The organism is Streptomyces sp. NPDC006339 (assembly GCF_040612775.1).
Taxonomy (GTDB): Bacteria; Actinomycetota; Actinomycetes; order Streptomycetales; family Streptomycetaceae; genus Streptomyces.
Genome location: NZ_JBEXQW010000082.1, coordinates 1 through 18,860, shown reverse-complemented (window position 1 = coordinate 18,860; position 18,860 = coordinate 1). Strand labels below are relative to the sequence as shown.

At 70.3% G+C, this 18,860-nt stretch carries 18 protein-coding genes and 2 pseudogenes; 15 read left to right on the top strand and 5 right to left on the bottom strand.

Annotated elements, in window-relative coordinates; genetic code table 11:
- Window positions 1-285: 285 nt before the first annotated feature.
- The 7 genes from ABZ135_RS37135 (at window position 286) to ABZ135_RS37105 (ending at window position 5,943) form a co-directional block, all read left to right on the top strand.
- Window positions 286-423, top strand: a complete 138-nt coding sequence (locus tag ABZ135_RS37135) for a hypothetical protein (RefSeq protein WP_356702532.1) — start codon at window positions 286-288, stop codon at window positions 421-423.
- A 586-nt stretch (window positions 424-1,009) separates the two neighbouring features.
- The gene (locus tag ABZ135_RS37130; protein ID WP_356702530.1) at window positions 1,010-2,164 is read left to right on the top strand and encodes an acyl-CoA dehydrogenase family protein; all 1,155 of its coding nucleotides are present in this window, start codon (window positions 1,010-1,012) and stop codon (window positions 2,162-2,164) included.
- Complete coding sequence (locus ABZ135_RS37125; protein ID WP_356702528.1) at window positions 2,161-3,015, top strand: SDR family oxidoreductase; 855 nt, start codon at window positions 2,161-2,163, stop codon at window positions 3,013-3,015. The genes ABZ135_RS37130 and ABZ135_RS37125 overlap by 4 nt, the downstream gene beginning before the upstream one ends.
- A complete protein-coding gene (locus ABZ135_RS37120; RefSeq protein ID WP_356702526.1) occupies window positions 3,012-3,494 on the top strand; it encodes a TIGR03618 family F420-dependent PPOX class oxidoreductase in 483 nt (160 codons plus the stop codon). The genes ABZ135_RS37125 and ABZ135_RS37120 overlap by 4 nt, the downstream gene beginning before the upstream one ends.
- A gap of 1,021 nt (window positions 3,495-4,515) precedes the next feature.
- Window positions 4,516-4,944 carry an RICIN domain-containing protein gene (locus ABZ135_RS37115; RefSeq protein WP_356702524.1) on the top strand — a complete coding sequence of 143 codons (429 nt, stop codon included), beginning with the start codon at window positions 4,516-4,518 and terminating at the stop codon, window positions 4,942-4,944.
- Window positions 4,945-5,037: 93 nt separating this feature from the next.
- The gene (locus ABZ135_RS37110; RefSeq protein ID WP_356702522.1) at window positions 5,038-5,265 is read left to right on the top strand and encodes a hypothetical protein; all 228 of its coding nucleotides are present in this window, start codon (window positions 5,038-5,040) and stop codon (window positions 5,263-5,265) included.
- A 276-nt stretch (window positions 5,266-5,541) separates the two neighbouring features.
- Window positions 5,542-5,943, top strand: coding sequence for an actin depolymerization factor/cofilin-like domain-containing protein (locus ABZ135_RS37105; protein WP_356702519.1), 402 nt, complete (start codon window positions 5,542-5,544; stop codon window positions 5,941-5,943).
- 303 nt (window positions 5,944-6,246) lie between these two features.
- Here the strand turns inward: ABZ135_RS37105 and ABZ135_RS37100 are convergent, their stop codons facing one another.
- The gene (locus ABZ135_RS37100) at window positions 6,247-6,438 is read right to left on the bottom strand and encodes a hypothetical protein (protein ID WP_356702517.1); all 192 of its coding nucleotides are present in this window, start codon (window positions 6,436-6,438) and stop codon (window positions 6,247-6,249) included.
- Window positions 6,439-6,978: 540 nt separating this feature from the next.
- Window positions 6,979-7,158 (bottom strand): hypothetical protein, encoded by a 180-nt coding sequence (locus ABZ135_RS37095; protein WP_356702516.1) that lies wholly within the window; start codon window positions 7,156-7,158, stop codon window positions 6,979-6,981.
- 629 nt (window positions 7,159-7,787) lie between these two features.
- On the opposite strand from ABZ135_RS37095, the gene ABZ135_RS37090 reads away from it, so the two are divergent.
- The 3 genes from ABZ135_RS37090 (at window position 7,788) to ABZ135_RS37080 (ending at window position 10,742) form a co-directional block, all read left to right on the top strand.
- Window positions 7,788-8,816 (top strand): replication-relaxation family protein, encoded by a 1,029-nt coding sequence (locus ABZ135_RS37090; protein WP_356702514.1) that lies wholly within the window; start codon window positions 7,788-7,790, stop codon window positions 8,814-8,816.
- Between the two features lie 75 nt (window positions 8,817-8,891).
- Window positions 8,892-9,122, top strand: a complete 231-nt coding sequence (locus tag ABZ135_RS37085) for a hypothetical protein (RefSeq protein ID WP_356702512.1) — start codon at window positions 8,892-8,894, stop codon at window positions 9,120-9,122.
- Between the two features lie 768 nt (window positions 9,123-9,890).
- On the top strand, window positions 9,891-10,742 hold the full coding sequence (locus tag ABZ135_RS37080; protein WP_356702534.1) for a hypothetical protein: 852 nt from the start codon (window positions 9,891-9,893) through the stop codon (window positions 10,740-10,742).
- Window positions 10,743-10,892: 150 nt separating this feature from the next.
- Here the strand turns inward: ABZ135_RS37080 and ABZ135_RS37075 are convergent, their stop codons facing one another.
- Window positions 10,893-11,030, bottom strand: a complete 138-nt coding sequence (locus ABZ135_RS37075) for a hypothetical protein (RefSeq protein ID WP_356702510.1) — start codon at window positions 11,028-11,030, stop codon at window positions 10,893-10,895.
- Between the two features lie 533 nt (window positions 11,031-11,563).
- Here ABZ135_RS37075 and ABZ135_RS37070 point away from each other — a divergent pair.
- Window positions 11,564-12,880 (top strand): vanadium-dependent haloperoxidase, encoded by a 1,317-nt coding sequence (locus tag ABZ135_RS37070; RefSeq protein WP_356702507.1) that lies wholly within the window; start codon window positions 11,564-11,566, stop codon window positions 12,878-12,880.
- Window positions 12,881-12,922: 42 nt separating this feature from the next.
- Here ABZ135_RS37070 and ABZ135_RS37065 read toward each other — a convergent pair.
- Window positions 12,923-13,047 (bottom strand): annotated as a pseudogene (locus tag ABZ135_RS37065) (helix-turn-helix domain-containing protein); the annotation flags it as partial.
- A 1,294-nt stretch (window positions 13,048-14,341) separates the two neighbouring features.
- Here ABZ135_RS37065 and ABZ135_RS37060 point away from each other — a divergent pair.
- Window positions 14,342-14,713 (top strand): hypothetical protein, encoded by a 372-nt coding sequence (locus ABZ135_RS37060; RefSeq protein ID WP_356702506.1) that lies wholly within the window; start codon window positions 14,342-14,344, stop codon window positions 14,711-14,713.
- A gap of 574 nt (window positions 14,714-15,287) precedes the next feature.
- Here the strand turns inward: ABZ135_RS37060 and ABZ135_RS37055 are convergent.
- Window positions 15,288-15,614: a chaplin family protein gene (locus ABZ135_RS37055; protein ID WP_356702505.1), complete on the bottom strand. Its 327-nt coding sequence runs from the start codon at window positions 15,612-15,614 to the stop codon at window positions 15,288-15,290.
- 362 nt (window positions 15,615-15,976) lie between these two features.
- Here ABZ135_RS37055 and ABZ135_RS37050 point away from each other — a divergent pair, with 362 nt between their 5' ends.
- The 3 genes and pseudogenes from ABZ135_RS37050 to ABZ135_RS37040 all read left to right on the top strand — a co-directional run.
- Window positions 15,977-16,462 (top strand): hypothetical protein, encoded by a 486-nt coding sequence (locus tag ABZ135_RS37050; RefSeq protein ID WP_356702503.1) that lies wholly within the window; start codon window positions 15,977-15,979, stop codon window positions 16,460-16,462.
- A gap of 1,249 nt (window positions 16,463-17,711) precedes the next feature.
- Window positions 17,712-18,104, top strand: a complete 393-nt coding sequence (locus ABZ135_RS37045) for a hypothetical protein (protein WP_309056595.1) — start codon at window positions 17,712-17,714, stop codon at window positions 18,102-18,104.
- A 470-nt stretch (window positions 18,105-18,574) separates the two neighbouring features.
- Window positions 18,575-18,860: pseudogene (locus ABZ135_RS37040) on the top strand (hypothetical protein); the annotation flags it as partial.

Here is an 18,860-nt window from a genome sequence, read left to right as displayed (position 1 = left end):
TATCGGCCTGCCAGGAGGGCGGTGAGCACCGTCTTCCAGGTGCCGTCGGCGGCCCACTTCGCAGCCGGTTGTGGGCGCCTTCCGCGAGCCGACGCCTCGGGCAGCCCCATTCACGGCGTCCCGGTGCGGTACTCGAACGCGATAGTGTCGATCACCTGCGGGTGATCCCGCCTCCGCCCACCCGGTGAGGCGGCCGGAGCCAACGACAGGATGATCCGAAGGAATTGGCCTGGACGGTGGCCGCGGTCGGGACTTCGGAGCGGTCCTGGTGGGCATCCTCGGGCCATGGCCCTGAAAATATCGTGGCTGAACCACGCGATCGCCGACGCCGGTCTCTTCACCCTGTACTGGTTCCCCGAGGAGGCCGACGAGGCCGAGGGCGCCGGCGGCTCGTGGCTTCGGTCGGTGCTGCCATGCCGGTGAGCATCCTGCCCGGCTAGTGGCGGACTGCCGATCACCGCCCGCTTCCGGAGCCACGCCGCCGGACGCGGAGGTCAAGGTCCTGCGGGGCCCGCCCCTTTCCCGTTCTGCGTTCCGTAGTGATCTACGGCAGTCGTACGAGCCGGTACCGGGGGGCGTGGCCCGGTCCGGCAGAGGAGTACGTCATGCCGAAGAACCAGTCCACCGCCGCGCAGACCGCCCGCCCGGCCGAGGCAACGCTCCCGGCCCGGTGGAAGGGCCCTGAACGGCTGGACCGCCTCACACCAGCGCACCCCTCTGCCCGGTAACCCCGGGATGGGCCGTTCCACCGCTTTGTGGCCGCAGAAGCGCACCCACGCCTGCCCCGGGCCGTAGCTCGAGACAGGCGAGTGGTTGCGCCGGAGCCGGTCCCCCTCCGCAGAGCGTCGACTCGTCAGGGGGAGACGGCGATGCCAACGGCGAGTAGTACGGGGCCCCGTTGCGGGCCGCCGGGGCGGTAGCCGGGGGGGTGACGCGCTCTTTCGCGGTGGGTGGGGTTGGGGGACACTGCCCGCGGACTTGGCTCGGTTCAGGAGACCTTGGGGGTGGGATGGGCACTGTTTCCTTAGGTGATCCGCGGTCGGATCTTCTTCAGGCTGTCGGCGCAGCGGTGGCGGATCTGAGACGGCTGCTGGACGCCTGGCCGGAGCCGGTCTCCTGCCTGCCCGATCCGGTGGTGGAGCGATTACGCGCGACCGGGGTGTTCCGTATGGCTCTCCCCGCGGATCTCGGGGGCCTGGAGGCCGAGCCGCTGGTGCAGTTGCGGGCCGTTGAGCGGCTCGCCGAGGTGGACGCCTCCCTCGGCTGGTACGCCAGCATCGGATCGGACGGCGGCTATTACGCCTCCTTCCTCGACCCGGATACCGCGGCGGGGATGTTCGCCGCCGATCCCGACGCGATCACCGCCGGCTTCGTGGAACCGGCCGGCACAGCCGTACCCGTGCCAGGTGGCTACACCGTCTGCGGCCGCTGGCCGTTCGGGAGTGCCAGCAAGCATGCCCGCTGGCTGGCCAGCGGCTGCCGCGTACGCGGCGGAGACGAAGACGGCCGGTGGATCGTCGCCCTGCTGCCCCACACCGCGTGCACCGTCGAGGAGGAGAGCTGGCAGGCCCTCGGCCTTGAGGGCAGCGGCAGTTTCCGCTACCACGCCCAAGGCGTGCACGTGCCCCGGGAGCACACTTTCTCTTTCGACCGGCCGCGGCGGACCACCCCGCTCTACCGCTGTCCGGTGATGTACCGCTGCAACACCCCCGGCGTGGCCTTGGGATGCGCCCGCGCAGCCCTGGAGGAGTTCACCACGCTGCTCACCAGCCAGACGCGTCCCGCAACCGCCGGCCTGCCGCGTGAGTCTGCGCCGATGCACGAGGCCCTGGCGCGGGCGCACGCACAGATCGCCTCCGCACGCGCCTACGCCTACACCACTGTCAGCGACCTGTGGGCCATTCTCGTGGCCGGGGACCGGCCGGGAGCTCGGGAGCGGGCCGGTCTGCGGCTGATGATCGCTCACGTCACCGACATGTGCCGCAGCGCTGTTCTGGATCTGTTCCGCGCGTGCGGTGGCGCGGCGGTGCACGATCACCATCCGCTGCAGCGCAGGCTGCGTGACATCCTGACCCTGGGGCAGCACGCCCTGGCCGGTGAGCGCACCTATCAGATGGCCGGCGCCGTGCTGGCCGGGCTGCCGTCGCAGGACATCGCGCTGTGACGGCCCGTGTGCTGATCACCGGCTGCAGCAGCGGACTGGGCCGGGCAACCGCACTGCATCTGGCCGCCACGGGGCGCCGCGTCATCGCCACCGTCCGCAACCCTCACGCGCAGCGGGCCCTGCGGGACGAAGCACGCGAGGCAGGCATTGACCTGCACGTCATCCGCATGGACATCCGCGATCCCGGCTCTGTGGCCCGAGGACTCGATGAGGTTGGCCGCCTCACCGGCGGCCTAGACGCCTTGGTCAACAACGCTGGCGTCGAGACGGCCGGCCCCATGGAGCACACCAGCGAGGAAGACCTCATCTGGCAGTTGGAGACCAACGTCGTGGGCACCTACCGCATCACCCGAGCCGTCCTGCCCGCCATGCGCCAAGCCCGCGCCGGCCACCTGGTCTTCGTCTCCTCCCTCCTGGGCCGCGCCGCCCGCCCCTTCCTGTCCGCCTACTGCGCCTCCAAGTACGCAGTGGAGGGCCTCGCCGAATCCCTGCACTGGGAGATGCGGCCCTTCGGCGTGGCGGTGTCCCTCGTGGAACCGGGCCGCTACCCCAGCCGGCTCACCCACAACGGGCGGAGCACCCGCCCCGCCCCCGAGGACTGCCCCTACGGCCGGCTGCGCGCCGAGTACAGCGCCGGCCTGGCCGCGTGGGAACCAGACGGATACCAGCCCGACCCGCAGGAGGTCGCCCTCGCCGTCGAAGAGATCCTCAACGCCGAACACCCGCCCCTGCGCCGACCGGTCGGCGCCGACACCCAGGCGACCCTCGACGCCCAGCAGGACCGCACCTTCGAGGAGTACGAGCACGACGTCATCAGCACGCTCGGCCTCAACGCGTGGAGGCGCCCGTGAACAACCCCGACCCTGCGGACACGTTCGCCTCCGTCGCCGGCAGCCTGGCCGGCCCCCCGCACACCGCCGTCCTGACGACCCTGCTCCCCGACGGCCAGCCTCAGTCCCACGTCGTCTGGGTGGAACACCGCTCGGGACGGCTCCTGGTCAACACCGAACGGCACCGCAGCAAGTACCGCAACGTCCGCCGTGACCCACGCGCCACGCTCCTGCTCATCGACGGCGCCGATGCTCATCACTTCCTCGAAGTACGCGGACACGTCGAACAGACCATCCACGGCCCCCAGGCCCGGGACCACGCCGACCGGCTCAGCCTCGCCTACCGGGGCCACCCCTACGACCCCGAGGCGATCCGCAGCGAGCGCATCCTCCTCCTCATCGCCCCCCTACGCTGCATCCACATGAAAGGCCGGACGATCCGCACACTCGACGCCGGGCCCCAGGGGCCGGGCACCTGGTCGGTGCCCGAACTGGAATAGACAGACGTCGCCCGGAACCCTGCTCCTGCTTTCCAGAGCATCCGTGCGCGAAGGCACGCGGCGACGCCGGAGACGTAGACGTGCTCCGCTCGCGCCTCGGAGCCTCGGCTCAGTCAAGGGCAGCGCCGAGGGGCGGTGCGGGGGCGGAGGGGTCTCCACCGACCCCGGCCCTGACCTCGGCCGCCCCCACCTGACGGCGCGGCATACCCGCTGGCCATGACCAGCGCCCGGATCCCGCGCGAGGGGCCATGCCGTCTCCGGCACGGCCCCTGGCCCATCCCGACAGACTGCTACGCCGCTGCCCACTCCAAACCCTGGGCCGGTGCGGCAGTCGCCGATCCTGTAGGTGTGGGCCCTCCGCCGGAGCCGCCCACTGCGCCGAAGGCAGTCTGGGCCGACCCCCTGCTGCACACACTCGATCAGAAACCCGGCCGCGATCCACGCGGTGGCGCGCCGCCGCCCCTTGAGGCACCACCGCTCGAGGCACCGGCCGGCTCGCCACCGTCACCAGCCACCTGCGGAAGTACGCGGACTCGCAGTCGGCGCGCTCCTCGGCTACGGCGGTGAGGTAGTCGGTCAGCAGCGGCGCACCGAACACACCGATCAGCCGTGCCAGCTCGGGGCCGTCGGGGCGGAACTCCGCGAGCCTGACATTCTCTTCCTCGCTGCCCTGCTCCCGCCAGGCCAACTACACGTAGGCGGCGGCCCGCAGTCTGCTCCGGGAGAGCTGGGCCAGCTTGTGCGCCGCGCAGCCGGTGTCGGCCCGGTTTTTCCGGCTTTCACCTTGCCGATCTGGAGGTGCTGCGCGTTCGCGGGGGGTGCGTGAGGGGTGTGTGGTGGTGGGGGATGTGCGCCCGCGCAGACCGGCCCCTGCGGGCGGGCTGCTGGTTCGCCGTCGGGTGTGGTTTAAACCCGGTAGGACCGCTTTCAGGTGGATGTGGCTGGCAAGGTGGTCGCGGCATCACGAGCGGGCCGGCACACCCCGGTCCGGTCCTGGCACGTATGGAGTTGAGGAGCCTCGATGGCTGCTGTTTTCACCGCCGCGCTGATCGCTCGTCACAGCGACAAGGCCGTGTCCGTCCACGGTCAGAAGAAGGACAACGGCACTCCCGTGGTGCAGTGGCCCTTCGCCGACGGTGACCATCAGAAGTGGAACCTGGAGGCCACCACCGGCGGCTACTACGTCATCCGCGCCGTTCACAGCAACAAGGCCCTGTCGGTGCACGGCGAGAGCCACGACAACGGCGCCGACATCGTGCAGTGGGGCTACAGCGAGGGCAAGGAACACCAGCAATGGCGCCTGGTGCAGAAGGACAACGGCTACTTCGCCCTGCAGAACCGCAACAGCGGCCAGTTCCTGTCCGTGAACGGCGAGGAGACCGACAACGGCACCGCCCTGGTGCAGTGGCCCGGCGGCGACGGGGACCACCAGCAGTTCCGCCTCGGCTGACCCGGCCCCGCAGCACCTGCCGGCTCCTGGCGGTGACACACCGCCAGGACCTGCTCGGCGGTGACCGTACGGGCGCGGAATCGTTGGCCCGGCATGAACAGCACCCAGCGTGCACTCGCCGCTCTCGTACTCGCCGGAGCCGCCCTCTCCCTGACCGGAACTGCCCACGCTGCCGGCGAGCTCGGCCAGGGAGAGGGCGGCGGATCGATCCTGGACGAGTCGCTGAACCAGGCCATCACTCCGTCTGGTGACTCGCTCTTCTCCACCGCCGAGAACGCCCTGCAGCCGTTCACCGCCGGCACCCTCGCCCGACCGATCTAGCCCCGGGCACCCGCGCCGATACGGCGTGTGCGGGCGAGGCCCGGCGCCCAGACAGCGGGCAGGGGGCGGTACCGCCGGGCTGCCTCCATCTCTCCGGTCTCCTGTTCACCCCTGCGCGAGGGACCGGCCCCTCTTGCCCGGCGGACCGGGACCCGTGGAGCACGCAGAAGAAACGGGGCAGCAGGCCGTGCTGATTGCGCGGAAGCGGGCATCGCCATGATCGCGCTCCGCTAGCATCAGGTCGCTCAGCGTATCGATCAGTGATGAAGGGGCGTCATGACCATCTCGATGAACGAAGCCTGCCTGTATGAGTACCAGTTGTTGAAGAACGGCCAGCACACGTACGTCGTCTTCACGATGGCCGGGACGGAGTACGTGGTTGAGAAGACCTCCAGCTCCACCGTGTATGACGACTTCCTCGCCGACCTGCCCCCAGCCGAATGCCGCTGGGCCGCCTACAGCTTCGCCTACGAAGGGGCCGACGGCGCGCAGCAGACCAAGCGCATGCTGGTCCAGTGGTCACCGGACCAGGCCCCGGGAAAGCAGCGGATTCTCTTCGCCTCCACCGCGGACATGTTCTACCGGCAGTTCACCGGCATCGCGTTCCAGGTCCAGGCGACCCAGTACGACGACATCGCCTACAAGACGGTCCTCGACAGGGCCAAGAGCAGCGCCTGACCGCCCCGCCTACCGACGCCCCCTACCCCGGTCCCCCGTCCACCCCGGGGGGACCGGCCCCGTCTTTCTCGACAGACCGCGGGCGGTGAGCACACCGCCCCGACGCCCCTCCCTCGGACCCGCCGCCCTGCCTGACCCGCCGGCTCGCGGCCCCCGCGCCCTCGCGGCCGCCGAACGCGCTGCCGCCACGGCGAGCATCACAGCGATCCTGCGGGCCCACTGCTCAGATGTCGTCGCAGTCGTAGGCGCGCTCTGACGAGCCGTGGTTCGTCTGCCGGAGCTTCGGGTCCGGGGGAGTAGGTCTCAGAGGACGCCGCTGACGGGGTTGGGAACGCTGAGGACGTTCCCCTCTTCCCCGACGCCCACCTCCAAGGCCCCGTTGATGTCGAGGTCGACCGTGCCGTAGAGCGGGTCGACGTGCACGTCCGCGTGGGCGGGCGCCGCGAGGGCAACCCCTCCCGCGGCGAGCAACAGGCCTGTGGCGGTGGTCTTCACGGCACGCCGAAGAGTGTTCATGGTGGTTCCCTTCGATGGGGGTGCGCCGGTGGTTTCCGCGCGCTGCCTTTCTCAACGGGAAGGGATCTTCGGGGTCACGTGGGACACCGCAGGACCACCAACTTGACCTGGCCACATGGCCGGCTGTGACGGACGCGGCGACGGAGCGATCAGACTCGGGCGGCAGCCTGGCTCGTCGGCTGCGTCGAAAGAGATCGGCGCCTTCACCCTGTGCCGGCGGCGACGAAGGCGCCGCCGTGGGCCTGCGTGGTGTCGAGTTCGCCGATCAGGTCGCCGTCGTCGGTCACGGCCGGGCCGCCGAACCGGCGATGGAGTGGCACCCCGAGGCGGCAGCCGCTGCACCCAACTCGCCCCCCGACCACCGGCAGCCGGCCCTCCGGTGACACCACCCCCGGGGCCCACGGGGCGGGGCGCGACCAGGGCACCCCGCCCCACCGTCCATTCGTTCCGGGCCGGACCGGGAAGGCGCCCTGCCCGGAATCTCCCGGGCGGGGCGCGGTCATGCGGGTCGGAGCCAGGTCAGCAGGGGCCCCCGGTGAGGAGGTCCAGCACGGGGATACCGAGCAGCTTCACGCCCACCTTCTTGTCGCACTGCTGCTGCCAACTGGGCCCTGGCTCGGCCGCGGCGGTGCCGCCGAGGAGGGCGACGCTGAGCACAAGACTGCCAAAAACCGTGGTTACGCGCTTCGACGGGGTCATGAGCACAAATTAGGTATCAAAGTCAGCATCTGCGAGTCGTGCTGCTCCGGCCGCGCTGCCGTACGCCGTCCCGGGCCCGGAGTGCGTCTGCTGGCGGCACGACTGCGGCGGCCGGCTCCCGCTCGGTGTCCACCGGCAGGCCCAGGCGGCGCCGGGCCGTGGAGGCCGCCGCCGTCGCCGCGGCGAGGACGTCCTGGAGCTCCGGGCCGATTGTCCTCTGACATCGAAGTTGGATCGATTGCCATCGAAGCTGGACGGTTTGAGCATCGCGCTCTATCTCCTGCGCGCCCTTGTCACCAGAAACGCCGCCCCGACGATAACGATCACAACGATGGCGATGATCCAGAAGGACGGGGAGCCCTGACCTGCTCCCTTGGCCAAGAACTGCATGTGCGACATGTCGTTTCCCGTCCCCTCCGTGGTAACGGATTACGGCCCGCCATCCGGGTGCCCGGTCCACGCGCACGTACCCGTTCGATCCGTCCAGCTTCAATGGCAGGCGGTCCAAGTTCACCATCAGAGGACACCGATCCTGCCCAGCGCCTCGCCCAGGGGCTTGATCGCGGCGCGAGTGTCACACGGCCGCCTGGATCGACACCTGTAGAAGGCGAGAGCGGACCCCGGTCCTGATGAGGTCCGCGCGTTCACCGAGGAGCACCACCGTGTACGACAACCGCAACGACGACTCCGAGGACACTCCCGTCGGCGGGCCTGCCGACGGGCAGCTCGGCGGGTCTCCGTCCGGGTTCGGCCGAGGGCCTGCGTCTGGCCGCGAGGATGGGGACGAGACCGCAGGTCACGGCCCCGGGCAAGCGGGTTCGGGAGAGCAGGACACCTCTACTCCTGCCTCCGATCCGGCGGGGAAAGGAGTGAGACCCCTGACATCCACGCCACGTCAGCGTGGCCTGACCATCGGCATGCTGGCCCGCGTACGGATCGCCACCGTGACGACCGGGAACAGGGTCGGCGACGGCTACGTCTGCCGGGCGCTGCGCGACCTGGAGACCCTCGGGTTCGTCGGCCACGGCAAGTCCGGCCGCAGCAACGTGTACCACCTGACGGCCGCCGGGCAGCGGGCCGTGCTGGAGAGCGGTGAGATCCCGATCCGCCCGAACGCGGCGACCGGCGAGAAGGCGATAGCCGCCGGCCTCGCCGAGCACGGCCTGGCCGTCACCGAGACCCTGGTGCAGTGGAACGCCGCCCTCATGGACTGGGACGTCGAAGTCGCCCACCCCGTCGACAAGGTCCGCAGCGTCATCTCCGACGCGGTGCTGTACCGGCCCGGCCGCGGCGCCAAGGTCGAGTTCCTCGAGGTCGACCGCTTCACGATGTCGATGTCCCGGCTCGTCGAGAGCTGTCCGCGTACGTGCTTGGTCCTGCCGGTGAGGACGGCGACGACCAGCCCGTCCAGGCCGACCTCATCGACGACCTTCCCGGCGTCCGCCTGCCCGACCTTGCCGAGCTACGCGCCCGCGGAGTCCTCGCCCCGTGCCGGCGTCGGGCGCCCGCCGGGTCCTGGGTACTGGTGCGGGCAGCGCCACCGAACCCCCGCTCCCGCCCGCAGACGGGCGTCTCCCGCGTTCTCCGCCCCGTCTGGGTGTTCCTGGGCGGGGCTCGCCCGACGTCCTGCGGTGCTCTACAGCCGTCAGCAGCGGTGACGCGTCAGCAGTTTGAGCGTTACTGAGGTCAGCAGAGATCATTGATAGCGCGACATGCGAAGGACGAAGGAACGCATGCGACTCTTCGGCAAACTTGCGATTGGCACCGTCACGGTAGTAACCGGGCTGTTCATGGCTCCCGCTGCGAACGCGGCGGAGGCGGAGTCCACGATTCCCGGTTTCCCCTCGGGGCCCGTCCAGTTCACCCTCGAACTCGTCAACGAGAGCTTCCACGACAGCTTCGCCATCGCTAACAACATCAGCCCGGGCGTTGGGAAGCTCGTACCCAGCGAAGACGGCAGGTGATTGGCGGGTGAGCCGCTGTATCAGTTCGGGGCCGTGGCGCTGCCGGGCCCGGTGAGGACCCGGGTCGGTCTGCCCAGGCCGACCTGATGACCTGCCCGGCGTCCGCCTGCCTGATGGGCGTCGGGTGTTGTGCACTGTGTGCGCCGTTGGTCTTCACCGGGTCTGGCCTGGGGTGTGCCGGTGTCAGGGGTGGCGTTGTGCCGGTGAAAGTGCGTGTCGTTCACCAGGTAAGGCCGAAGACGCCTGTACGGCGCCCTGCGGGACGTTCGTCCCGCCTGGGGTGTGTCCCTCGCCGGGACCACGGTTTCGTGGGGGAGAGGGGGGTACAGGCCCGGGTGCTCATCGCGGGTCGCGGAGTGTCGCGAAGGTCCTTCGCCGGGCGTGTCGAAAAATGCAGGCGCACGTTGTACGTCAGAAAACGATCTGGGAGGTACCTGTGAAGAAGACTGTCACTGCTTGCCTGCTGGCTGCGGGCCTGCTCCTTGGCGGTGCTCCGATGGCTACCGCGGACACGCCGCCGCCCGGCATCGGGTTCGACGACCTCAACCCCGCGCCGCTGTTCTGCTTCGCCTACCCCGACTTCTGCAAGGACGAAGCCCCGCTGCCGTAGCGGTCACATCCGGACGCCGTGAGGAGCCCCGAGACCGCCCGTGGACGGTTCCGGGGCCCCGTGGTACCCCCGTGGCTTTCGTGGGGGAGAGGGGTGTACAGGCCCGTGCCGGGCCCCCTGCGCCCCGGGAGCGGCTGCGCCGTGACTACTTCCGGCAGATGCCGCACGTCCAGATGCTCCAGGCCTGGTCGGCACCCGCGTCCAGGAGCCACCGCCCATGCCGCACGCACACCCGATCCCACCGCGGCGCGTACCGCACCGCCGCCCTGGAGCCGGCCGCGCCGGACGACAACCGGGTGCTGCTGGTGGAGGTCGGTCGGATCGCCGGGGCGGGCGGGGCCGCGGTGGTGCACTTGTACCGCCGCCACGACGACTTCCCCGACCCGGTCGGCGGCACGGAGGTGCATCCGGAGTTCGAGTTCCGCGCGGTCGTCGACTGGTTCCTCGCCCACGACAAGATCGAGGTACCGGCCACCCTTCCGGTGGCCTCGCTGCTCGTGGCCGGAACCGGCGGCGGCAAGCTCCCGTTCCGCCTCGAAGACCCGTGGCTGGACCTGGCCGACGACGCCGACGGCGAGGACCGGCTCACCGCGTGGACCACGGACGACGACGCCGACGCCCTGGCCGAGTTCGCCGCCAGCGAGTACGGTGTCTCGGTGAGCCGGCTGACCGCGCCCGGCGCCAGCCCGCTCGCCGTCTCGGGTGAGGTGCGGGTGATCGACCGCTACCGGGCCGGGGCCGGCGGCCTGCGCATCACCCTGGCGTGGCCCGCCCGTCTCCGGGGCGCCGCCTCGCCACGCCCGACGGGCGGCCAGGTCCGCCACGGCCTTCCGTACGCCGCTCCGGGCCCGGAGTGCGTCTGTTGGCGGCACGACTGCGGCGGCCTGACCCCTGCCACGTGGTGCGCCGAGCACGGCCGGGCCGCCGAACCCGCGATGGAGTGGCACCCTGCCGACGGTGTCCGCTGCACCCAGCTCGCCCCCGAACACCGGGAGCCGACCCTCCGGTGACGCGGGCCCCCGGCCGCCCGGGGCCCTACGGGGCGGGGCGCGACCACAGCGCGGCCCGCCCCACGTCCACTCGTTCCGGTGAGCCAGAACGGGAAGGCGCCCTGCCCGGAATCTCCCGGGCGGGGCGCGGTCATGCGGGTCATAGCCAGGTCAGCAGGGGCCCCCGGTGAGGAGGTCCAGCACGGGGATACCGAGCAGCTTCACGCCCACCTTCTTGTCGCACTGCTGCTGCCAACTGGGCCCTGGCTCGGCCGCGGCGGCGCCGCCGAGGAGGGCGACGCTGAGCACAAAACTGCAAAGAACCGTGGTTACGCGCTTCGACGGGGTCATGAGCACAAATTAGGTATCAAAGTCATGCACCTGCGACTCATGCTGCTCCGACTGCCCTGCCGTACGCCGTCCCGGGCCCGGAGTGCGTCTCCGATCACCGAGGCGAGGTCCTGAGGCGCGCCCGGGGTGTCCTGCCGACCGGCCTGCGAAGGTGACCAGCCCGAGACTCAGCCGCTGGTGCAGGAGTTGCCAGAAAGCTGGTCGAGCACCCCTCCAAGGACGTCGACGGCGCAGACGTTTCCCGGGTGGATAGGGAGCTGGACCGAGAGGAGGCCGGGGACTGGTCCGTCATCGGCCAGGGCCTGACCGGTGCAGCCCAGAACGGTGAGACCCGACAGCAGTAGGGCAACTGTGAGCGTGGCTGGGTGGCGCCCCGGCCCCGAGTGGGTGGCGTGCACGCCCGGACGGCGGGTTCGGCGGTTGCTGTTCCCCTGCAGGTGTCATGTGTTCTGTCGGGTCATGCGAGCTGCCTGGACAGGAAGGGACACTCCATGCGCATCGGAAAGCGCAGAGGCGGAGCGGCGACCGTCGCGGCATTGTTGTTGCTGGGAACGCTCAGCAGCAACGGCGCCGAGGCGAAGACACCTGCCCGGGGGGCGGCGGCCGTCCACCAGGTGATCAGCGAATGGACCCAGAAGGTGTCCGCGACCGTGGACCCGGCCGGCTCGCTGCGCGCTCCGGAGGAGGCGGTGTGGCACACGTACGTGTCACTGGCCATGTACAACGCGGTGGTGGGCATCGAGGGCCGCTATGCCTCGTACCGTTGGCGGGCGGCCGCTCCCCGCGGCGCGTCGGCCGAGGCGGCTGCCGCGACGGCGGCGTACCAGGTGCTCCTGACCGGCTTTCCCAAGGCCGCCCCCCATCTGAGAAGCGCGTGGACGGCTTCGTTGGCGAGAGTTCCGGACGGGCCCGGCGAGCAGGCGGGAGTGGCGTTCGGGAAGCGGGCGGCGCAGCACCTCATGGCACTACGCGCCGACGACGGCCGAGGCGCTTCCGTGCCGTTCTCTCCCTCGTCGACGCCGGGTGGCTGGCGACCCGCGCCGCCTCGCCACGGGCCCTTCGCGACGGCGTGGATCGGTCGGCTCCGCCCGTTCCTCATGGACGAGCCCGGCCGGTTCCGCCCCGGACCGCCCCCCGAACCGGCCTCCCTGCGGTACGCGCGCGACTTCGCCGAAGTGAAGGCCTACGGGGCGAAGAACGCCTCCCGGCGGAGCGCATGGCAGACGGAGACGGCGCTGTTCGTGGCGCGGGTCGACATCCAGCGGGCGCTCGGCGACCACGCCGCGCGACACCGCTTCGACCTCACCGAGACCGCCCGGCTGTACGCCGCCGCGAACACCGTCATGATGGACGCGATGATCGCCGCCTGGGACGCCAAGCTGCACTACGCCACGTGGCGGCCGATCACGGCCGTCCGCGAAGCCGACAGGGACGGCAATCCCGCGACCCGGGCCGACCCGGCCTGGGAACCCCTCCTGTCCACACCCGAACACCCCGACTACCTCAGCGGCCATGCCGCTACGGCCGGAGCGCTCATGCGGACTCTGGAAACGCTTCTCGGCACCTCGCGGGTCGACCTCGACATCCACTCCGTCAGCACCGGCACCACCCGGCACTACGAACGCTCCGCGCAGTATCTCCGCGATGTCGTCGACGGGCGCGTCTGGTCCGGAATCCACACCAGGACCGCGGACATCGTCGGCAGCGCCACCGGGAAACGCGTCGCGGAGTGGACACTGAGGCGACACTTCCTCGAGACCCGCACGCCGGCACCGACGCCCGGAACGGGTCAAAAGGCAAGCACATGAAATCCGCACCAGAATCGGGCAGCGTCATGCAGTAGCCAGCCGCCGGTTGCGCTGGATCTCCCGGCTGATGGCCGACGGGCCGCGGCCCAGCTCCGCGGTGATGGTCCGGATGCTTGCCTTCTCCCCAGCCGGTCAGCGATGTGGATCCGTTCGTGTTCCCGCAGATGCAAAGAAGCGCCCCGCCGGCCCGGGCCCGGCCGGGTCTACAGCTGGGCGAAGGAGTCCAGACGTCGCTCACGCCGGGCTCGGCGGCCTTGTAGGCCACGTAATCCTTCGCGGCGTTCGGGCTGTGGAGGACGGCGGACTCCTGGCGCTCGGTGAGGCCTTTCTGCGTCCACGTGATTCTGACCCGTTCCCGTTCCCGTTCCCGTTCCCGTTCTCGGTGGTGGGGCCGGCGGCGCCCCGGCCGGGTCAGGTGTGGTCTCGCCCGAAGGTGACGGCTGTGGTCATTGATCGTTCGCAAGGCATGAGTATTTCCAGGGTCAGATCCACCGCTGCTGTCACCACGGTGATGGTCGGCATCGGCGCTGCGGCGGCGAGCCCCGCAGTGGCGGGAGGCGTCGGTGACTTCTTGTCACCGGCTTTCGGGACCACCTGTATGAATGAGCACGGCGTACAAGCACATGGCAGCACCACACACGGGACTGGGACTGGGAGCGGCAACCTGGCCGGCCTCCCTATCGGCGGCCCGGCCAACCAATGCGGGGGTGCCGACGCGCTCCCCCAGTCCTTCTATCACTCTCTCGTCGTGAAAGCTAAGGAGGTCCTAGGCCAGCATGGCGGCTGACCCACACCGTGGGCGCGCCCTGAACACCGTCTGTGCCGCACCCGCCCGGCATGCGGGGCCTCGTACAGGCGGCGCCGGGACGGGCGGTGCGAGCGCTGCCGCCAGAGCCAGCCCCAGCCCGACCTGACTCTGCCCCCCGGCCGGTACGGCTCTCACGCCAGACCCGCACCGCAGTGTTGAGACTGCCGGCGCAAGATCAAACCGACTCCGTGTTGCGACGACCACTGGAATCCCCCCGGTACCGACGATCGCCGCCGTAACACTGACAGTGCCGAGAATCTTGCGAGTGCTCATACCGCCGAAACGATTCCCGCTCCGCTGCATCACCTGTGACGACCTACGGGAGCGCCGGCTGTGGGTTGAGGGTTTGGTGACAGGCACTTAGCAGTGCCTCAGGCCGAATTCGACGCTTCGAGTCCGGCGTGACGGACGGTGGATCCAGGCCTCGCGAGCGACGCTTCGCCGATGATGTCGCATCCTGGCCGATGTGGCGTTGGGCCAAGTGATGCCACGTGGGGAAGAACTACACGTCCACGGGGGTGATCATCACAGCAGCCGTCTTCAGGGGGTGGCCCCTATCGCCGATGTGGGATTTGAGCCTGTGACTGTCGCGGGCCATTCCCGATCAGTAAAGAGGAACAATGACTTTCAGCGCATGCCGCACGGTGGGCGTCGTGGCCCCGTTCGTTGTGGCCCTGGCCGCCCTGACCGCGCCGGCGTATGCCGCCTCTGAGCCCCGCCATGGCGGGCAGAACTGCCAGGCCATCGACTCCTTCGCCCCCAATGGGAATGAGGAGCACACCGTCGCTCTTTCCGGTGGCCGGGCCTACGCCGGTGCCTGGGACAAGGAGGCGAAGAACGTCCGGTGGCAGGAGTTGTCCGACAACGGGGGTTACCCCGCACGCGCCTGCGACATCACCCTCAGCGAGCAGGGAGAGAACGTCTGGATCAAGGCCATCACCACTGACGGCCACGTGTACGAGACCTCCTGCGTCAGCCCGGGCGACAAGCTGATCTGCGACAAGCCCTGGACCCGCCTCCACTGAGAGGCCCACCCGCGCAGGTAGCGCTGCCGGACAGCTCCAGCGGACCGGCGGTCCGAACAGCGTTCGAACGGGTCGGCCGGGGCTCGAACCGTGCCGGGGGTCTGTCACCGATTCGGCGCCTCGTGGGGTGCCGGAGGGGCGCTGCCGGTGGTGTGCCATGCCTCTGCGGGAGCCGGTTGGCAGAGCCGGTAGGGCGCTTGCAGGGACGAGGATGGCTGCCGAATGCCCCGTGCGGGACCGCGCGCCGAGCTCCGAGCCCTGTTGAGTCCGCTGTCCCTACCCGGTGATGGCTGCCCTCGATCTGACCGGGCCACGCTCGCCGCCCGATCCGCCGCCACGCCGGCCAGGTTGCGAAGAGCAGCGCACCGAAGGCACTCGCCGGCGTCGTCCTGCGCGAGGCGGACGGCCGGTTGACCACGATGATGGAGGGCACGCCGTGCGCAGAGGTGCCCGCCTCGTCCTCGTGCTTCACGGACGACTCAATCACCTGCGAACAGGCGCCCCTGGCCGTCCCACTGCGGTGAAAGCAGGTGACCGGACGAGCCTGAGCGGCTCGCAGATCCGAGCGTCGTCGTCACATGACGTCGCTGGTAGCTTCTCCGAATTTCTCCTTAGCCAGATGGGCGAGATCGTCCGGACGCTTGGGAAGGAGGTCCGCGCCTCCGCATTGGTTGGCTGGACTGCCGATGGGGAGGCCGGCAAGGTTGCCGTTGCTGATTCCTGTCCCGTGGGTGGTGCTGCCGCGTGAGTGGGCGTCGTGCTTGTTCATGCAGGTGGTCCCGAAAGCGGGTGACAGGAAGTCACCGACGCCGCCCGCCATGGCGGGGCTCGCTGCCGCACCTGCGATACCGATGGCCGCTGCGGTGACACCAACGATGCGCATGGCCTTACGAGTGCTCATACCGCGCGAACGATCAACGGCGACGTGAGTCACGTTCAGCGAGACTTGGCGTACTCCTGCTTTACAGCGGTGAAGGATGGGGCTGGCGTATGACGAAAGCAGTAATCGCCTTGGCTGCTTGACTGGACCGTCCAGGTTGATCAGGTGGCTGGAGCCGTCGATCTGTTGAAATGGGGCATGGAGGCATCGAGCAAACCGCCGTGTGCCGCTTGGCGGAGTGAATGTGCCGTGCTCCCCGTTGATCACCAGAGTCGGGTAAGGCAAGGGACGCCAGGCGGGCGGGCACCCAGCAACCGCCGGGTGCCCTCCGTGTAGTTCTCTATGGCAGGCCCGACAGGGCCAGCGCATGACATGCTGGCCCGGTGCTCCTGAACGATCTCTCCAGCAGTGTTGACCTCCGTCCAGTGCGCTATCAGTTCGCCACCGTTCGGGGCGACTCGTACGACGACAACTGGCTGGTCATTGAGGGCACGGTGGCAACTCCTGAGGGAAAGTGGTCCTTCGCCGATCCGTGTCTGCTCACCGATGAGGCCCGCCAGGTGTCCGCGTGGCTGCGCGCGGTGGCCGCAGGGACGGTGGACGTCACCGAACCTGATGCCGAAGGCGAGCTGTCGCCGGACACGTGGTTCATTGAGCCGGTCGTGGCTTTCAGCCTCGCCCATCGAATCGAGAGCGGGACCGCGGTGATCCGCGTTCATCTGTCTCTGGAGGCGGCACCTCCGTGGCAACAGGGTGATGATGGGGCTGACATCTACCAGTACGTCGCGGAGATCAGGTTGGACACCGCAACGCTGCTGCACGCGGCTGACGAGTGGGACCGCTCTCTGGCTTCCCTCCCGTCCCGCTGATCCAGCCAGCCCGGTCATCCGTTCAAGAACGCGCTCGGCGACTGCGAGTTCGTCCGCTGGCGGAAGTGCGAGCCGAGCGCTGCGGCACGTCCCGTACGGCGAGGGGCGCGCGCGGTTGGAGCGGCTGTTCGCCGATCGCAGCCTGGGCGCCCTGAGACCACGGACCCGGCGACGGCCAAGGAGTGGCTGACGTCCTGGACGCAGGTGCCCGGCGTCGAGGGTCTCGTGATCCGGGGGAGCGGACAGCGTTATCTGCCGGGAGCCCGCGGCCTCTACAAGGTGCGCCGCCGGGACTCCACCGAGGCGGTGCCCGGTGCCATCACCGGAACCGTACGGCGGTCGCAGACGCTCAGTGCTGGGCGGCCTCGACGCGGCCGGTGTGCTCCGGGCGGTCGGCCGCAGTACGCCGCCAGACGATGTGCTGCTCGCCGGGCACTATCTGTGGCCCTGTCGGTCGACGACGTGGTTGCCGTCAGCCCGACGCCGGCTGCCTCAATGTCGCCCCGGCCGCCGGCTCTGTCGAGCGGCCCGCCGAAGTAGCCGCCGCGGTGAGGTGTGGGGTGCGGTCCCGTGAGCACAAGCGCCCCGAGTCGTGGCCGACGGCGCGCGTACGACGAGGCCCCGCCCGCAGGTTGTTCCTGCGGACGGGGCCTCTGTCTGCCGGGTCAGTTCCAGGTGGTGTCGGCGGCGCCCCACTCCGGGTCGAGGGTGGTGCCCAAGCCGCTGTCGTCGCCCCGGTGGCCCCAGCCGGCCCGGCCCGGGGCGCCGGGCCCCGGGCGGCGGGCGGCGGTTAGGCTCGCTCCCAGTCTGCTCCGGTATGGAGTACGTGGGATAGGCCCCGGTCCCCGGGTGACGGGACCGCAGTACGGCCGGGGCCCCCACCCCCGCAGCGCTGCGCGCGCCCGCCCCGGCCCGCGGCGGCTCCTGGTCTTGGTCTTCGGTGTCGCCCTGGCGGTGTTCGATGAAGTCGGCCCCGCCCCGGCCCCGCCCTGGCCCCGGCCCCGCGGGGTCCCGCGTCCCCTCCCGCGCCGCCGTGCCGATACGGCGTGTCCCGTCGCCCGTTGCCACCGCTACCACCACGGGTTGCGCCAGGTCTAGGACCATGTCACCCACCCAGCCCCACCGCCCGGTGTGCCAGCGCCTCCACCTGGACAGTGGTCGTAGCCGGCCCGGCTCCGGCCTCGGATACCGTGTTGCTCTACGGGGTGCCATAACGGATGTGACGCCCCCCACCGGAGGTAGTCAGCGTATGAGTTCAAAGCGCAGCAAGAATCCAGCCCTGCCCGTACTCGACGACGCATTCCGACTCGCGTCGGTCAAGGACGCCGAAGAGTCCACCCGTGACCTGGCAGCGCGGCTGGCCACCACCGAGCTGCGCCGCGTTTCCCATCCGGGCCGGGTCACCTGGGAGCCCGCCGATCAGGCCGAGCCCGTACCGGTCCCGCCGACTGTGGTCGACGGTGACGGGGACCTGTGGCTGCGGGACCGGGGCACTGGCACCTGGACCATGCCCGAGTTCAACCCGAAGGAGTTCCCGGCTCGCTGTGGCGAGGTTCTGACGTGGAGCCAGCTTGCCCGCGAGTTCGGCCCGCTTACCGCACTGGCCGACGACCGCCGCATCGGCGGCGGCCGGCGTCGCTGACCGCGCAGCCTTCCGGGATGACCGCGCGGCGACTGTAGACGGTTTGCCGGGTGGCGGGGCGGCTGACGACAGCCTCAAGACGATGGCACGGCCGGGCGCAAGGCGCGCAGGAGAATCAGCGGACGGCGGCGGCGCCGGGGCGAGGCAGCGCCGCACGGCCTCGCCGCGGCGGCCCGAAGGCGGCCGAACCGCGGCTCCGGGACGGCGACAGGCGGCGGGTGTGCGGAGAAGAGTCGTCGCCCTATGGGGTTCCTACTCTGCTGCGGCCCGCCGTTCACCGCCGCGAGCCCTGCGTTCGGAAGCCCCCGCCGTGCCGCCGCTGCCTCGGCGTCCCCACCCGGTGCCAGCGCGGTTGTATAGCCGGGCTTGACTGCCCGCTGCCCGGCATCTCCCCGGGATGTGCCGTCGCCCCGGGCCCCGTCGGGCTGCCGTTCCGCCACCGCTCTTCGGTCGGGTGCCGTGTGTCCGCTATGCCGCTGCCGGCCTGCCTGGAAGGCGTCACCGAGATCGGCCGCGACCCGGGCCTGTGCGCCTCGGCGGTCCTGACCGATGACACCACCGTCATCCCCGACACTCTGATGGACCCGGTCGCCTATTCCAACCCGCTGGTCGCTGGCCCGATGGGGGTGCGGTTCTACGCCGCCCAATCCACCGCCAGCTTCCGCAGCGCGGCGCGCTGTTCCTGGGTGAGTTTGTCGCGGCGGGTTTTGGTGTTCGAGACCCATACGCCGAGCTTGACGGCCACCGGTTCCGTCT

Excerpts from the sequence above, each read along its gene's own strand:
- ABZ135_RS37135 (WP_356702532.1), top strand. The coding sequence starts at position 286 with ATGGCCCTGAAAATATCGTGGCTGAACCACGCGATCGCCGACGCCGGT.
- ABZ135_RS37130 (WP_356702530.1), top strand. The coding sequence starts at position 1,010 with ATGGGCACTGTTTCCTTAGGTGATCCGCGGTCGGATCTTCTTCAGGCT.
- ABZ135_RS37115 (WP_356702524.1), top strand. The coding sequence starts at position 4,516 with ATGGCTGCTGTTTTCACCGCCGCGCTGATCGCTCGTCACAGCGACAAG.
- ABZ135_RS37110 (WP_356702522.1), top strand. The coding sequence starts at position 5,038 with ATGAACAGCACCCAGCGTGCACTCGCCGCTCTCGTACTCGCCGGAGCC.
- ABZ135_RS37105 (WP_356702519.1), top strand. The coding sequence starts at position 5,542 with ATGACCATCTCGATGAACGAAGCCTGCCTGTATGAGTACCAGTTGTTG.
- ABZ135_RS37095 (WP_356702516.1), bottom strand. The coding sequence starts at position 7,158 with ATGACCCCGTCGAAGCGCGTAACCACGGTTTTTGGCAGTCTTGTGCTC.
- ABZ135_RS37090 (WP_356702514.1), top strand. The coding sequence starts at position 7,788 with ATGAGGTCCGCGCGTTCACCGAGGAGCACCACCGTGTACGACAACCGC.
- ABZ135_RS37085 (WP_356702512.1), top strand. The coding sequence starts at position 8,892 with ATGCGACTCTTCGGCAAACTTGCGATTGGCACCGTCACGGTAGTAACC.
- ABZ135_RS37080 (WP_356702534.1), top strand. The coding sequence starts at position 9,891 with ATGCCGCACGTCCAGATGCTCCAGGCCTGGTCGGCACCCGCGTCCAGG.
- ABZ135_RS37070 (WP_356702507.1), top strand. The coding sequence starts at position 11,564 with ATGCGCATCGGAAAGCGCAGAGGCGGAGCGGCGACCGTCGCGGCATTG.
- ABZ135_RS37055 (WP_356702505.1), bottom strand. The coding sequence starts at position 15,614 with ATGAGCACTCGTAAGGCCATGCGCATCGTTGGTGTCACCGCAGCGGCC.
- ABZ135_RS37045 (WP_309056595.1), top strand. The coding sequence starts at position 17,712 with ATGAGTTCAAAGCGCAGCAAGAATCCAGCCCTGCCCGTACTCGACGAC.